This window comes from Erythrobacter sp. SDW2 (assembly GCF_021431965.1).
In the GTDB taxonomy this organism is placed as follows: Bacteria; Pseudomonadota; Alphaproteobacteria; order Sphingomonadales; family Sphingomonadaceae; genus Parerythrobacter.
In genome coordinates this window covers 555,325-570,830 of record NZ_CP090370.1, presented here as the reverse complement: position 1 = coordinate 570,830, position 15,506 = coordinate 555,325, and the positions used below count along the sequence as shown (strand labels likewise).

Here is a 15,506-nt window from a genome sequence, read left to right as displayed (position 1 = left end):
TCGAGTAGTCTCGGCCCGGCGATTTGAGGTCGTAAGTAACAAGAATCACAGACATTGCTTTGCCCTTTCAAGGGTCGCAATCGCCTTGACCTTAGAGCCGGATCGGATAACGTATCCGAGCTTGCAAGAGCCCATGCCCGCTGGCGATTGCTGAAAATCGTAGCGGAATGGTCAGGGAGCCGAGGTAACGACTCGGCTCCCAACCACGTCAAGCCTATGATTCCCTTTGAGAGCGCGATTCGCGAGTCGAGCCTTCCTGTTTCAGGAAGGTTTTCCACCCCTTTGACGCCAACGCATTGATTCTCATCGGCTAAAAATCAACCGAGTTTCTCAACCGCCGCCCTATGCGCCCGGGCGTTCTCAACATAGTGCGCCACGCCCATCCGCATGCCCATGACGGCGGCATCGTCGAGGTCGCGCAAGGGTTTGGCCGGACGCCCCGCCCACAGCGAGCGCGGCTCCATCACCTTGCCTTCGGTCAGCATCGCGCCGGCCGCCAGCATGGCGTCGCTGCCGATCACCGCCTTGTTCATGGCAATCGCGCCGAGGCCGACAAAGCCGCGATCATGGATCGTGCAGCCATGCACCATCGCCATATGCCCGATCAGCACATCGTCACCGATGATGAGCGGGCTGCCGTCCGGATCGCCCGGACGCGGCGGGTCGCAATGGAGCACGCTGCCGTCCTGCACATTGCTCCGCGCGCCGATGACGATCCGGCTGACGTCGGCGCGCAGCACGCAATTGTACCATATGGAACTGTCGGCCCCGATGGTGACATCGCCGATCAGCACGCTGCCGGGGGCAATGAAGGCAGTCTCGTGGATCTGCGGCGTCTTGCCGTGGATGGGGATGATGCGGACGCCCGGAAATCTGTCGCCGTGGCTCTCAGTCATGACTTGTCTCCAGCATGGATTCCCATTGCAGGAAGGGAAGGATCGAAGCGAAATCGTCGGACCATACCCGCTTAGGCGGGTCCGGCAACCGGTCCCAGTCGCCCTTCTCGGGCTTCGGCAAGCGCTCCAGCAAAGCCTCGTCCCGGGCCAGCGCGATCCACCAGGATGGCGATGCGGCGGGACTCAACCGGCCGGTGTCGCGCCTGATGCGCCCTTCCATCCCGTTGGCGCGGGCGAGGCCGTTGACCATGGGGGCAAGATCGAGAAAGCGGTTCGACACATGCACCAGCAGGATGCCGTCCTCCGACAGCACCCGGCTATAGATGCCGAAGGCTTCGCGCGTCATCAGGTGGAGCGGGATCGCATCCGAGCTGAAGGCATCTATGGCAAGGATGTCGAACCGCGCGGGCTCCATGTCTTCCAGCACGATCCGGGCATCGCCGATATGCGTCGGCGCGTCGGGTGTGCATCGTTCGAGGAAGGTGAAATGGCCGGCCTGCGAATATTCCAGCACGACCGGGTCGATCTCGAAGAATTCCCACTGCTGTCCCGGCTGGCGATAGCAGCCCAGCGTGCCGACCCCGAGCCCGACCACCCCGATGCGCGCCTCCGGCCCGACCAGCTCGGGCGCATGGGCCAGCACCAGCCCGGCCCCGCCATTGCGCGTGTAATAGGTCGTCGGCTCCAGCGCCCTCGCCGGGTGCAGCAACTGGCGGCCATGCAGCGTGGTGCCATGGACCAAGTCGCGAAACCCCTGCTCCTCCTGTTCACGCACGGCATAGACGCCGAAGAAGCTGCGCTCGCGGGCACCTGCCCAGCTTTGCTCGACCGTATCGAAGCCGCTGCGCGCCAGCATCATGGCCAGCAGCGCGATCAGGAACGCCGGGCGATCGATCAGCAGCAGCAAGCCGATAGCGGCCAGCATGCACATCGCCAGCGTCACGCCGAGGTCATTGCCCCGCATCAGTTGCTCCTGCATCCAGTAGCCGCCCGCGAACACCGCCAGCAGCAGCGCCAGCACCACGGTGCGACGGCGCTCCTCGCCCAGGCCAAGCCGCTCATACCATCCGCTCCAGGCGCTGCGCGGCAGCAAGGCGGCACCGGAGAGGATCAGCAGCGGATGCTCCCACACCCAGTCGAACACCATCGGCGCGATCAAGGCGGTGAACAGGCCGCCGAGCGCGCCGCCGGCGCTCATGACGAGGTAGAACAGCGTCAGCCGTTCCGGCCCGGGCCGGTCGGCATAAAGGCGGTGATGCAGCGCCACGGCAAAGGCCATCAGGAGCAGCAGCGAGGCCAGCGCATAGAGGAAGCTGCCGCCACTCGACGACGCCATCGCCTGGCCACCGGTGAACAGCGCGATGAGCGGCGCCGCCAGGACGAGGAACGAACCGATCCGGCTTTCTTCCCGGAATGCTATGCTGAAGCTGAGCAGGTACAGCCCGAGCGGAATGACCCACAGCAGCGGCATCGCCACGATGTCGGTGGTGAGGTGGGTGGTGGTCGACAGCATCAGGCCGGAAGGCACCGCCGACAGCGCCAGCCACAAGGCGATGCGCCGCCATCCGATCGGCTCCGCCGGGCGCGCATCGGCGGCGGCTTCAGGCGACGCCCCGGCGTTACGGCGCGACCACGCGGCCAGCATCACCAGCACGATCAGCACGCCGTAGCCGAGCGTCCACACCCAGCTTTGCCCGCCCAGCCGGATGAACGGCTCGAACAGCAAGGGATAGGCCAGCAGCCCGGCGAAACTGCCGAGGTTGGAGGCGGCGTAAAGCCAGTAGGGATCGCCGGCGGCGGGATCGGCGGCGTACCAGCGCTGCATCAGCGGCGCCTGCGCCGAGACGGCGAAGAACACCGGGCCGATGGTCAGTGCAAACAACAGCGGTACCCAGGCTGCTTCCCACCCGCTGGCCGCGGGCGGCAAGTCGGCCAGCGAAATCGGCAGAGTCAGCGCCGCCAGCAACAGCACCGCGAGATGGATGCTGGCCTGCCGCCTGATGGAGAAGCGTCCGATCAGGTGGGCATAGGCATATCCGGCCAGCAGCAAGGCCTGGTAGACCAGCATGGCGCTGTTCCACACCGCCGGGGCGCCGCCCAGTCGCGGCAGCGCCATCCGCGCCACCATCGGCTGGACCAGGAACAGCAGGAAGCTGCCGGCGAGAACTGTGCAGACGAACAGCCAGCGGTTGGTGCGGATCACCCGGTCGAACCCCAACTCAGCCACGCCGCGCCTCCCGGCTATCGCGGTCGATCGAATAGACGATGATGACGCCCGATCCGGGATCGAAATCGTCATTGGCGAAGTCGAGATCCTTGCGCCGCCGCATACCCAGCCGCAGCATCAGCCCCCAGCTCGGCGCATTGCCATCGACGGTCATGGCGATGACCTCCTCCGCACCGAAGTGGTCGAAGGCGAGGCCGAGCGAAGCGGCAGCCGCCTCTTTCGCATAGCCTTGCCCCCACGCATCCTGTCGCAACCGCCAGCCGACCTCCATCATGCCCATCGGCCCGCCGGCCTGGTTCGACCGCTTGAGCCCGCAGAAGCCGAGGACCGCACCATCCGCCTTGCGCTCGACGCACCAGAAAGTGTGGCCGTGGTCGCGTTGGTAGGAGAGCAGCCGTTCCTGCGCCGCGTCGCGCTTGGCATCGTCGCACACGCCGCCGAGCCAGCGCATGACCTCGGGCGTGTTGGTGCCCTGCCAGAACTGCGGCCAGTCCTCGTCCTGCCAGTCGCGCAGCACCAGCCGTTCGGTTTCGTGGCGGAAGTCAGCCATTCAGGATGCGGGCGGCCACCGGCGCATGATAGGTCAGAACACCCGAACACCCGGCGCGCTTGAAGGCCACCAGCTTCTCCATCAGCAGCGCATCCCGGTCACCCACGCCCGCCGCTGCGCCGGCTTCGATCAGGGCATATTCGCCGCTCACCTGATAGGCGAACACCGGCACGCCGAACGTCGCCTTGGCCCGCCAGATGATGTCGAGATAGGCGAGCCCCGGCTTGACCATCACGCTGTCTGCCCCCTCGGCGATATCGAGCTCGATCTCGCGCAGCGCCTCCAGCGCGTTGGCCGGGTCCATCTGGTAGCTCTTCTTGTCGCCCTTCAGCAGCCCCCCGCTGCCCACCGCGTCGCGGAACGGGCCATAGAAAGCCGAGGCATATTTGGCCGAATAGGCCATGATCTGGACATTGTGGTGCTCGCCCATCTCCAGCGCCATGCGGATGGCCCGGACGCGGCCGTCCATCATGTCGGACGGGGCGATGATGTCGGCCCCGGCCTCGGCCTGGTTGACCGCCTGGTCGACCAGCACCGACACCGTGGCGTCGTTCGCGACATAGCCCTTGTCATCGAGCAGCCCGTCCTGGCCGTGGCTGGTATAGGGATCGAGCGCGACATCGGTCAGCACGCCGAGATCGCTGCCGCAGGCGTCCTTCACCGCCTTGATCGCGCGGCACATCAGATTGTCGGGATTGTAGGCTTCCTTGCCGTCATCGCTGCGCAGGGCCGGCGGGGTGTTGGGGAACAGCGCGATGCACGGGATGCCGAGCGACACCGCTTCCTTCGCCCGTGCCACGATGCCGTCCACCGACCAGCGCGAGACGCCCGGCAGGCTGGCGATGGGCTCCTCCTGCCCCTGCCCTTCGATGATGAACATCGGCCAGATCAGGTCGGCGGGCGATAGCTGCGTCTCGCGGAACATGGCGCGGCTCCAGGCGGAGGCACGGGTCCGGCGCAGGCGGGTGGCGGGATAGCTGGCGGTCATGGCTCGCGGTGTTGCCGCAATCCGCGCCTCCACGCAATTGCTAGCCGACCAGTTTGCTCTGGCGATTGGCGAGCTTGTCGATCTCGCGCTTGGGCTCGTCCTGCTCTTCCGGGCGCTTTTCGAGGTCGGCCAGCGCCGCGCCGACTTCGATCTGCTTGATCTGGGCCAGAGTACTGCGGAACCGGGCCAGTTCCTCGCCCGAAAGCTGGGCGCGGGTGACGTAGCTGACCGACTGCGGATCGACGGCGCGGCCGCCGCGGAACATCTCGAAGTGCAGATGCGGCCCGGTCGAAAGCCCGGTCGAGCCGACATAGCCGATCACCTGGCCGCGGCGGACCGTCTGGCCGGCGCTCACCGCCATGCGGCTCATATGGCAATAGCGGGTCTGAAGGCCGCCGCCGTGGCCGAGCTTGACCGCGATACCGCAGCCGCCGGCCCGCCCGGCGGACAGCACCCTGCCGTCGGTCACCGCCCGGATCGGCGTGCCGTAGGCGGCGCGATAGTCCAGCCCGCTGTGCATCCGGCGATAGCCCAGGATCGGGTGCTTGCGCATGCCGAAGCGCGAGCCGATCGGACCGGGAACCGGGGCCATCAGCCCGCTCTTCTGCTCGCCGATGCCGCTGGCTTCGAAGAACCGGCCCTCGCTGCCCCAGCGCATCAGCTGGGTGGTCGGCCTGCCGGCGCGTTCGACCCCGGCAAAGATCAGCTGCCCCGCCTGCCGTTCGCCGGTGGCTGCACGGCGATAGGTCACGATCATGTCGAAAGTGTCGCCAGCACGGACTGCGCTGTCGATATCGGCGTTCTCGCCGATCGCCTTGAGATACTGCTGCACCGCACTGGCGGGCGCGCCCGCCGCACGCGCCGAGCGATAGAGGCTGGTCCCGACCGTGCCGCGAATCCGCAGCGGGGTGTCGTCGACCCGGATCGGCTTGCGCACCAGCGCAAGGTTGCCGCCCGCATCGCGGCTGATGGCCAGCGCAAGGTCGAACCGGGCGCGGAATTCTATCGCGTCAATGGGGCGGGTCGCGCCGGGCGCAGGCCGACGACCGAGGGTGATGTCGAGCTGGGTGCCCGCAGCGATTTCGCCGAGCGGGATTGCCCGAGACACCATCTGGGTCACGCGGCCGGCTTCGTCCGTGCCGACCCCGGCGCGCTGGAGCATACGGCCGAAGCTGTCGCCCTGCACCAGCGTGGCGACCAGCTGGATCTGCGGGCGTTCGGGCGCTGCGGGCAGGTCTTCGACCAGCGCGGTTGCGCTCATCCGGCTGCCGGTGTCGCCGCCGAGCGCCAGCGGCATGATGGCATGGCTGCGCAATTCCTCGCGTGCGGTCTGGTCGAGCCGCTGGGCGGGCGCTGCTTCGAGCGGGGAGAGGGTGGGCCAGAACGACAGAGCGAAAGCGCCGAGGCCGATCAGGGTCGCCATGCCGCGCAGCCAACGGGCGCTGCCGATCGCTTCCGCCAGGTCCGGGGCGAGGTCCATCCGGTCGAGCTTCTCGCTCGCCTCGAACTTCCAGCCGTCGAATTTCTCGCGGAGGGTGCGGGCGCGCTGGATGATGCGCGGGGCTGCGTCGTCGATCATCTGGGCATGCGACAGCGCGGCGGCGCGCCAGTCACCGCTCGCCGTGTCACCGGGCAAGATCCCGGCTGCTGTCTCTGCACGTGCCTGGTACAGGCCGTCCTCCATCGATCCCGGAGCCGGAAGCTGTCACGCCGTGCGACCCGACCCGTCTTGCTCCATGGCCGAAGGGCTTGGCGGATTAAAGTTAACTTGGGTTTAAGGCGCGGCCAGTCGAGTCAGGTTTGCGACGAATCCACCGCTGTTGTGGGTAGCGGCCGGCTTTGCTTGCGGCAGCGCCCGCGCAATGCCACATCGCAAGGCGTGACCGACAGCACCATCCGGGCGGTCCTCGGGCCCACCAACACCGGCAAGACCCATCTCGCCATCGAGCGGATGTGCGGCCATTCGAGCGGAGCGATCGGCTTCCCGCTGCGGCTGCTGGCGCGCGAGGTCTATGACCGGGTGGTGCGGATCAAGGGCGAACGCCAGGTCGCGCTGATCACCGGCGAGGAACGGATCGAGCCTCCGCAAGCGCGCTATTTCCTGTGCACCGCCGAAGCGATGCCCCGAACGGGCGGCGGTCACGCATTCGTCGCGCTGGACGAGGCCCAGCTCGCCGCCGACCGCGAGCGCGGGCATATCTTCACCGACCGGTTGCTCCACGCCCGGGGGCGCGAGGAAACCATGCTGCTCGGCGCCTCGACGCTGGAGCCGGTGCTGCGCCAGCTAGTGCCCGAGGTGCGGGTCGAATCCCGGCCGCGGTTCTCCACCCTCACCCATATCGGCCCGCGCAAGCTCTCGCGCCTGCCGCCGCGCAGCGCCATCGTCGGCTTCAGCGCCGAGCAGGTCTATGCACTGGCAGAGATGCTGCGGCGATTTCGCGGCGGCGCGGCCGTGGTGATGGGGGCGCTCAGCCCCGAGACCCGCAACCGGCAGGTCGAACTGTTCCAGTCGGGCGAGGTCGATTACATCGTCGCCACCGACGCCATCGGCATGGGTCTCAACCTCGATGTCGCCCACGTCGCGTTCGCCTCGCTCACCAAGTTCGACGGAGTGAGTCAGCGACGGCTGACCCCGGCGGAAATGGCCCAGATCGCGGGGCGCGCCGGGCGGCACCAGAAGGACGGCACCTTCGGCACTCTGGCCGGGCAGCGCGGACAGGTGCCCGAGCTGACCGCAGAAGAAGTCTATGCCATCGAGGAGCACCGCTTCGCCCCGCTGACACACCTCTATTGGCGCGACCCGGAACCGCGGTTCGACAGCCTTGCGACGCTGATCGCCGACCTGGAGGCCAAACCGGGCGAGGCGGCATTGCGCGGTGCCCCCGAGGCAATCGATCTCACGGTGCTCAAGAAACTGGCCGAGGAACCCCTCGCCACCACGATCAAGGGTGCCGGCCATGTCCGCCGCTTCTGGGAGGCCTGTTCGCTGCCCGATTTTCGCCAGTCGGGCCCCGATACCCATGCCCGTTTCGTCGCCCGCCTGTGGCAAGACCTGGGAGCCGGCTATCTCGGCGCCGACTATGTCGCGGCGCGGATTGCCGAGCTCGACAATATGCAAGGCGACATTGCCACGCTACAGGGCCGGATCGCGGCGATCCGCAGCTGGGCCTATATCTGCCAGCGGCCCGACTGGGTGCTCGCCCGCGACGAGATGGCAGCGCGCGCACGCGGCGTGGAAGCAAAGCTTTCCGATGCCCTGCACGCGCGGCTGACCGAACGTTTTGTCAATCGAAGGACCGCGATCCTGATGAAGAACCTGGGCAATGACCCCAAGCTGCTGCCGGTCACGCTGGCCGAGGACGGCGGGCTGCTGGTCGAAGGCGAGCATATCGGCACGGTCACGGGGTTCCGCTTCGCGGTCGATGCGCAGGCCAACCTCGCCGACCGCAAGATGCTGCTTTCGGCCGCCGAGAAGGCCCTGCCGCGGATCCTGGCCGACGAGGCCCGAAAACTGCGCGAAAGCGGTTTCGCGGCAGCAACGCTGGAGCGCGGCGTGGTGCGCTGGGCCGGGCAGGAGATTGCCAGGCTGGAACAGACGGCATCGGCACTGGAACCACGGGTCGCTGCGGCGCGCGAGCTTGACCGGATCGAGGAGCAGGAACGGACGCAGTTCCTCGCTGCGCTGGGCGCGTGGGTAAAGGGACAGCTCGCTCCGCTGGAACCGCTGGCCTCGCTGCAGGCCGCCTCGAAGGACCCGGCGGCGGGAACAGAGGCGCGGGCGCTGCTGCTCAACCTGATCGCAGGTCACGGCCTCGCCACCCGCGAGCAAGCGGGCATCGTCCACCTGCCCAAGGAAGTCCGGCCCTATCTGCGCAAGCTGGGCGTTGTGTTCGGCGCGCTCGACGTTTTCGCCTCGGCCCTGCTCAAGCCCGCCGCGCGCGCCGCGTTCCACAAGGCAGGTCTCGATCGGCGGCCGCTGGAAGCGGCGATGCGGTCCGTGCTTCCGGGTGCCAGGCAGATTCCTGCCGGCTATCGACCGGCCGGCGACCAGTTGATCCGCGTCGATGTGGCCGAGAAGCTGCTGCGCGCAGCGCATGAGGCCCGCAGCCGCAAACCCGACGCCAGAAGCGTGCGGATCGACCCCGCCCTCGCCATCTCGACCGGGCTCAGCGAAGCGAGCTTCCAACGTCTGCTCGGCGCGGCCGGCTTTCGTCTGCACCGCGCGAGGCCGCTGGCCGAGGGTGCGTTCGGCCCGGCCGCGCCCGATAGCTGGAGCTGGCGTCCCAACCGTCCGGGCTCCAATCCCCAGCATGATCGTGGCCAGCACAAGGAGGCGGGCAAGCGAGGCAACAAGGGCAAGCCGCCCAGGCATGCCAAGCAGGCACCTGCTGCCAAGCGCGAAGGCCCCGTTCCGGGCAATCCTTTCGCCGACCTGGCAAAGCTCGTCCGGTAAGGCGCCGCTGCCTGTGCGACTTGACCTCGCGCTGGTCCGGCTGCGCTTCGTCAAGACCCGCAGCCTTGCCCGCGCCATGGTCGAACAGGGTCATGTGCGAATCAACGGCCTGCGGACCGTTCACCCCAGCCATGCCGTCAAAGCGGGCGACGTCCTGACGCTTCCGCGCGGCAGTTCCGTGCTGGTGGCAGAGATTCTCACCCTGCCCCAACGGCGCGGGCCGCCGTCCGAAGCACAAAGCTGCTATCACGTGCTTGACCAAATCGGGCGAGCGCCATAGCGATGCGGGGAAGACCAGCCTTTAGGGGGAACCGCCTGCCATGACCTATGTCGTCACCGACGCCTGCATCAAGTGCAAGTACACCGACTGCGTCGAGGTCTGCCCGGTCGACTGTTTCTATGAAGGCGAGAACATGCTCGTCATCAACCCTTCGGAATGCATCGACTGCGGCGTGTGCGAGCCCGAGTGCCCTGCGGAAGCGATCCTGCCCGATACCGAGGACGGTCTCGAGCAATGGCTCGAGGTCAATGCCAAGTTCTCGTCCGAATGGCCCAACATCACCCAGAAGAAGGATCCGCCGGCCGAGGCCGACGAGCACAAGGGCGAAGAGGGCAAGTACGACAAGTACTTCAGCCCCGAACCCGGCGAAGGCGACTGATTTTCCGCCCTTGAATCAACATTGCTGCTGCTGCAGGCGCCGATTCCGGATGCGGAATCGGCGCGATGCGTCGTGCACTGGCAATTTTGTTGCGAATCTGTTATATAATGCATCAACCGCCCGCGCCTCGATTCCGCAGGCGGCAGAATCTGGAAAGGCTGGATCGCACATCTTCGACAATTCGGCTCGCACCCCGGCCCGCATGGCGTGGCCGTCAGAGAGCTTCACTGTCGCAAGGTTCGGCCCGACAGGATGAAAGGACTATAGATGGCAGCCAATGCTCCCGCCTTCGATGTTGGCGATTATGTTGTATACCCCAAGCACGGCGTTGGCCGTGTGATCGAGCTCCAGAGCGAGGAAATCGCCGGCATGCAGCTCGAACTCTACGTGCTCCGCTTCGAGAAGGAACGCATGACCCTGCGCGTTCCGGTCAACAAGGTCGAAGCCATCGGCATGCGCAAGCTGTCGAGCGACAAGACGCTCAAGGAAGCGATGGAGACGCTCAAGGGCAAGCCCAAGGTCAAGCGCACCATGTGGAGCCGCCGGGCGCAGGAATACGAAGCCAAGATCAATTCGGGCGACCTGGTTTCGATCGCCGAAGTGACCCGCGACCTGTTCCGCCCGGAAGACCAGCCCGAGCAGAGCTATTCCGAGCGGCAGATCTTCGAAGCGGCCTCCAGCCGCCTCGCCCGCGAACTGGCGGCGATGGAAAAGACCGACGAACCGACCGCGCTCGGCAAGATCCTCGATGTGCTGCGCGAACACGCGCCGCAATATTACGAGACCGCCGAAGACGCCTGATCGACAACCGACATGCGCAAACCGACGAGGGCCGCTCCGCCAGGGGCGGCCCTTTTCGCATACGGGTTGCGGACGTGGTCTTGGTGTATTATATCAGCAACACAGATTGCTTTCGGGAGGACCCCCATGTTCAACTCATTCTTCAAGAAGCTGCTGCCGGTGGCGGCGATCGGTCTCGGCCTGACGGTTGCCGGGTGCGACGGCATGAGTATCCGCATCGGCGACAAGGACGGCGTGCCGCTGGCCGACCTCGACATGAGCGGCGACGCGCCAAGGGGCGTGATCCTGGCCGGCCCTGACACGCTCGTCGTGACCGAAGGCGCGAAGCTCGACATCAAGGTCGAAGGCGACCAGGCGGCGGTCGATGCGCTGCGCTTCAACCTCGAAGAAGGCACGCTCGGCATCATGCGCGAGAAGAACAGCTGGAAGGACGGCGGCACCGCGACCGTCCGCGTAACCATGCCGCTGCCGGAAGAGGTGGTGATCGCCGGTTCGGGCACCGCCACCCTGCCGGGCATGGCGAGCAAGGCCGAGGTGACCATCGGTGGCTCGGGCACGGTCGATGTCGGGACGCTCGCAGGCGAAAGCCTGGAGATCACCATCGGCGGCAGCGGCACGGTGTTGGCGAAGGGCACGGTCGAGCGGCTGCAAATGACCGTCGGCGGTTCGGGCAAGGCGGAGATGGCCGGGCTCAAGGTGGACAAGGCGGAAATCAACGTCGGCGGCTCGGGCGATGCCCAATTCGCCTCCGACGGTGAAGTCGAGGCCAATATCGCCGGTTCGGGCGACATCACCGTTACCGGCACCGCCAAGTGCAACATCAAGGCCTTCGGTTCGGGCACGCTGAACTGCAAGCCGGCCGCCGCGCCGGCAGCGCCCGGGGCGCCGACGGCACCTGCCGCGCCGACGGCACCCGAAACTCCCGAGGCACCGGAACCGGACGAATAAGACCATTCATGGACGGCTCACGCCGCCTGGGTTACAGCCCGGTCGGTAAGGAGCCGTCCATGCGCATTGCTGCCCCCCTTCTGCTGATTCTTGGCGGCCTTGCGCTGCAAGGCTGCCTTGCCAAGGCCGCCGTCGATGTCGTCACCCTGCCGGTCAGGGCGGCGAGCAAGGGCGTCGACCTTGCCACCACCAGCCAGTCGGAAGCCGACGAGAAGCGCGGCCGCGAATTGCGCCAGCGCGAGGAGCGGGCAGGCAAACTCGAGCGGCAATACGAGAAGCAGCGCAGGAAATGCCTCGATGGCGACCGCGTCGCGTGTGACGAGGCGCGGCAGACCTACGAGGAATTGCAGGTCATCCTGCGCTCGCTGCCGGCCGAGCCCGAGCGGGACGAGTAGTCAGGCTGCGGCGCGGCGCAGCCGGTCGTTGATGGCCCTGCCGATCCCGTCATCGGGAATGGGCGCCACCGCTATGCGCGGCTGGTCCGCCTCGGCCGCTACATGCAGCCCGGCATACAGCCGCGCCGCCGCCTCGGCGAGATCGCCTGCCCGGGACAGCGACCAGTCGCCGGCAATGCTGCCGAAACCCAGCAGGAACTCATCCTCCTCCGCCCGTATGGCATCAAGCCGCATCGGCTTGCCCGGCGCATAGTGGCGCGCCATCTGGCCCGGCGCCTCAACGCTTCCCGATGCGGCGACAGCTTCGCGGCCAAACAGCGCGGCAATCTCCGCGGCCGAAATCGGACCTTCGCGGAGCAGGCTCCAGCTACCTCCCTCGCGCAATGCCACGATGGTCGATTCCACTCCACGGCGGGTCTCGCCAGCATCGATCACCGCATCGATCCGCCCTTCGAGCGTCTTGCGCACATGCGCCGCGCTGGTCGGGCTGACCGTCTCGCTGGCATTGGCAGAAGGCGCGGCCAATGGCGAACCAAGCCGGCGCAGAAGCTCCAGCATCACGGGATGATCGGGCACCCGCACTGCCAGAGTGGGCAGGCCGGCGGTGACGGCTCCCGCCAGTCCGCTGTCCGGTCGCAAAGGGAGCACGAGAGTCAGCGGCCCGGGCCAGAACGCGTCCGCCAGGCGCTGCGCCCGGTCATCGAATTCGACCAGCCGCCCGGCCGCCGCACGGTCCGCGACATGCACGATCAGGGGATTGAAGCTCGGCCGCCCCTTGGCAGCGTAGATTTTCGCCACCGCTTCAGGCCTGTCGGCCCGCGCGGCAAGGCCATAGACGGTTTCGGTCGGCACCGCGACGAGGCCATCCGATTCGAGGATTGCCACCGCCCGCGCGATCCCCTCGGCATCGGCCGGCAGCGTTTCCGTAGCGTTCTTGCCCGTCATGCCCGCGCGCTATATCTCTCGCGCCGAGATTCCAAGCACGATAGCCCAAGAGGACCCGCATAGTGATCCCCTATACCCCGCCAACCCAGGACCAGCTGCTCGCCATTCGCGCCAATGCCGGGATTGCGGAGCTGGCCAGAAGCGAACGCTTCGCCGCTGCCGAGGCCGACATGGTTGAAGCAATTGTAGAGGGCGTAGGGGCGTTTGCGGCGGGCGAATGGGCACCCCTGAACCGTATCGGCGACCTCGAGGGTGCCCGGCTCGAGAACGGCGTCGTGCGCCTGCCCGATGGCTTTGCGGAAGCCTATCAGGCCTATGTCGAGCAGGGCTGGAACAGCATCGCCTCCTCGACCGAGTTCGGCGGACAGGGCCTGCCCTTCACGCTCGGCTGCAACGTGCTGGAAAACCTCGGCACCGCCAACATGGCCTTCAACCTGCTACCGATGCTGAGCGTCGGCGCGATCGAAGCGCTGGAGCACCACGGCAGCAGCGACTTGCAGCGGAAATACCTGCCCCGCCTCGTCAGCGGCGAATGGTCGGGCACAATGAACCTGACCGAGCCGCAAGCCGGGAGCGATGTCGGAGCACTGCGCGCCACCGCCACGCCGGTCACGGAGGGCGAGAATGCCGGCAAGTGGTTGATCCAGGGGCAGAAGATCTACATCACCTGGGGCGACCATACACTGGCCAAGAACATCATCCATCTGGTGCTGGCCCGCACCCCCGGGGCGCCCGAGGGCACGCGCGGGATCTCGCTGTTCATCGTTCCCAAGTACCATGTGAATGCCGATGGCTCGCTCGGGCCGCACAACGACCTGCGTCCGGTCAGTCTCGAGCACAAGCTCGGCATCAACGCTTCGCCGACTTGCGTCATGTCCTATGGCGACAACGGCCAATGCCTGGGCGAGATGGTCGGCGCGGAGAACCGCGGCCTCGCCGCCATGTTCACCATGATGAACAACGCGCGCATCAATGTCGGCAACCAGGGCGTCCAGATCGGCGAGCGCGCCACCCAGCAGGCGCTGGCCTATGCCCGCGACCGCGTGCAGTCGGCTCGCGCAGGTTCGCCCGACAAATCTCCGGTCGCTATTGTCGAACACCCCGATGTACGGCGGATGCTGCTGCGGATGAAGGCATTGACCGAAGGCGCACGGGCGCTGCTCTACTACACCGCCGGGCAGGTCGATCGCGGCACGCTCGGCGACGAGAGCGCCGGCCAGCGTGCCGAAGTGCTGGTCCCCATGCTCAAGGCCTGGGGCACGGATATCGGCATCGAGGTCGCCAGCCTTGGCGTGCAGGTCCACGGCGGCATGGGGTTCGTCGAGGAGACCGGTGCCGCGCAGCATTATCGCGATGCGCGGATCGCACCGATCTACGAAGGCACCAACGGCATTCAGGCCGCCGACCTTGTCACGCGCAAGCTGGCGCTGGCCGATGGCGAAGCGCTGGCCGGCCTTCTGGCCGAGATTGCCCGCGATGCCAGTGGCGAGCAAGGGCTCAAGGTTCTGGCAGAGGATTGCCTGGCGGTGGCGCAATGGATGCGCGGCGAGGCGAGCCTCGATGACCGGCTGGCCGGCAGCGTGCCCTTCACCACCATGTGCTCGGTGGCAGTCGCCGGGTGGCAACTGACCAAGCAGCTTGCTGCGGTGGAAGCCGGGGCGGCACCGGCGCTGGCCGCGACCAAGCCGGTGACCGTGCGCTTCTTCCTCGACCGGATCGTGCCCGAGGCGGGCGGGCTCAAGGCCTCGGCCACCGAAGGGGCGGAGTTGCTCTATGCGCTCGATGCCGAAAAGCTGACAGCCTGAGGTGGCTCTGCCGGTGAGCGACCAGGAAGATCCGCTGGCCCGTATCGCCGATGCGCTGGAGCGGCTGGCTCCCGACCGGCGCAAGCCGACCGATTGGCTCGCTGCCCCCGCCTATAGCTGGAGCGACAACCGAGCCAATCCGGTTGCGGCCATCGCCGCCCCGCCGCTGGGTGTGTTCCGCGGGATCGATCGCCAGCGCGATCTCGTGGTCGAGAATGTCGCCCGCCTGGCCGAAGGTTACGCGGCACACGACATGCTGCTGTGGGGCGCGCGCGGCATGGGCAAGTCGGCGCTGATCCGCTCCTCGGTGGCCGCAGCGCAGGCGAGCGGGTCCAACCTCGCGCTGGTGCAACTGGGCGTGACCGCACTCGAGGACCTGCCCCGCCTGTTCTACCGTTTGGCCGGGATCGAACGGCAGTTCCTGCTGTTCATCGATGACCTCGCCTTTGCCGAGGATGACGCCATGGGTCCGCGCCTGCTGCGCAGCTGGCTGGAGGGCGGCGTCGATGCCCGGCCCGCCAATGCGCGGCTGGCCGTTACCACCAACCGCCGCTCGATCGTCGCGCGCAAGGCGGGGGAGGCCGAGGATGCGATGAACGAGCGCGACTTGCTCGACGACAAGCTGGCGCTGGCCGACCGCTTCGGCCTGTCGATCGGCTTCCATCCCTGCAGCAAGGGCGATTACCTCGCGATTGTTCACGCCTATGCCGAACCTCGCGGGCTGGCGTTCGAAGAGGGCGAAGCGCTCGCCTGGGCGATGCAGCGGGGTGCGCGATCCGGCCGGACCGCGTGGCAATTCGTCACCGAACTCGCCGGACGCTCTGGCCGGTCATTCTAGC

The 15,506-nt window shown here is 67.1% G+C and carries 14 protein-coding genes; 8 read left to right on the top strand and 6 right to left on the bottom strand.

Annotated elements, in window-relative coordinates; genetic code table 11:
• Positions 1-317: 317 nt before the first annotated feature.
• From LY632_RS02785 to LY632_RS02765, 5 genes are read right to left on the bottom strand one after another with little or no spacing between them, the layout of a single operon-like run.
• Complete coding sequence (locus LY632_RS02785) at positions 318-896, bottom strand: gamma carbonic anhydrase family protein (protein WP_234092290.1); 579 nt, start codon at positions 894-896, stop codon at positions 318-320.
• Positions 889-3,123, bottom strand: coding sequence for a spermidine synthase (locus tag LY632_RS02780; protein WP_234092289.1), 2,235 nt, complete (start codon positions 3,121-3,123; stop codon positions 889-891). Before LY632_RS02780 ends, LY632_RS02785 begins: the two co-directional genes overlap by 8 nt.
• On the bottom strand, positions 3,116-3,673 hold the full coding sequence (locus LY632_RS02775) for a GNAT family N-acetyltransferase (RefSeq protein WP_234092288.1): 558 nt from the start codon (positions 3,671-3,673) through the stop codon (positions 3,116-3,118). The genes LY632_RS02780 and LY632_RS02775 overlap by 8 nt, the downstream gene beginning before the upstream one ends.
• Positions 3,666-4,661, bottom strand: coding sequence for a porphobilinogen synthase (gene hemB, locus LY632_RS02770; RefSeq protein ID WP_234092287.1), 996 nt, complete (start codon positions 4,659-4,661; stop codon positions 3,666-3,668). The genes LY632_RS02775 and hemB overlap by 8 nt, the downstream gene beginning before the upstream one ends.
• 40 nt (positions 4,662-4,701) lie before the next feature.
• Positions 4,702-6,345 (bottom strand): M23 family metallopeptidase, encoded by a 1,644-nt coding sequence (locus LY632_RS02765; protein ID WP_234092286.1) that lies wholly within the window; start codon positions 6,343-6,345, stop codon positions 4,702-4,704.
• Positions 6,346-6,540: 195 nt separating this feature from the next.
• Here LY632_RS02765 and LY632_RS02760 point away from each other — a divergent pair, with 195 nt between their 5' ends.
• The 6 genes from LY632_RS02760 (at position 6,541) to LY632_RS02735 (ending at position 11,917) form a co-directional block, all read left to right on the top strand.
• Positions 6,541-9,114, top strand: a complete 2,574-nt coding sequence (locus LY632_RS02760) for a helicase-related protein (protein WP_234092285.1) — start codon at positions 6,541-6,543, stop codon at positions 9,112-9,114.
• 13 nt (positions 9,115-9,127) lie between these two features.
• Positions 9,128-9,394: an RNA-binding S4 domain-containing protein gene (locus tag LY632_RS02755; RefSeq protein ID WP_234092284.1), complete on the top strand. Its 267-nt coding sequence runs from the start codon at positions 9,128-9,130 to the stop codon at positions 9,392-9,394.
• A gap of 40 nt (positions 9,395-9,434) precedes the next feature.
• Positions 9,435-9,773: a ferredoxin FdxA gene (gene fdxA / locus LY632_RS02750; RefSeq protein ID WP_234092283.1), complete on the top strand. Its 339-nt coding sequence runs from the start codon at positions 9,435-9,437 to the stop codon at positions 9,771-9,773.
• A 267-nt stretch (positions 9,774-10,040) separates the two neighbouring features.
• Positions 10,041-10,574, top strand: coding sequence for a CarD family transcriptional regulator (locus tag LY632_RS02745; RefSeq protein ID WP_234092282.1), 534 nt, complete (start codon positions 10,041-10,043; stop codon positions 10,572-10,574).
• Positions 10,575-10,700: 126 nt separating this feature from the next.
• Positions 10,701-11,522: a head GIN domain-containing protein gene (locus LY632_RS02740; RefSeq protein ID WP_234092281.1), complete on the top strand. Its 822-nt coding sequence runs from the start codon at positions 10,701-10,703 to the stop codon at positions 11,520-11,522.
• 59 nt (positions 11,523-11,581) lie between these two features.
• Complete coding sequence (locus LY632_RS02735) at positions 11,582-11,917, top strand: hypothetical protein (protein WP_234092280.1); 336 nt, start codon at positions 11,582-11,584, stop codon at positions 11,915-11,917.
• Here the strand turns inward: LY632_RS02735 and LY632_RS02730 are convergent, their stop codons facing one another.
• The gene (locus tag LY632_RS02730) at positions 11,918-12,862 is read right to left on the bottom strand and encodes an L-threonylcarbamoyladenylate synthase (protein WP_234092279.1); all 945 of its coding nucleotides are present in this window, start codon (positions 12,860-12,862) and stop codon (positions 11,918-11,920) included.
• Between the two features lie 65 nt (positions 12,863-12,927).
• Between LY632_RS02730 and LY632_RS02725 the strand changes: the two genes are divergently transcribed.
• Positions 12,928-14,667 (top strand): acyl-CoA dehydrogenase, encoded by a 1,740-nt coding sequence (locus LY632_RS02725; protein ID WP_234093301.1) that lies wholly within the window; start codon positions 12,928-12,930, stop codon positions 14,665-14,667.
• 13 nt (positions 14,668-14,680) lie between these two features.
• A complete protein-coding gene (locus LY632_RS02720; RefSeq protein WP_234092278.1) occupies positions 14,681-15,505 on the top strand; it encodes a DUF815 domain-containing protein in 825 nt (274 codons plus the stop codon).
• The last annotated feature ends 1 nt before the right edge of the window (position 15,506 follow it).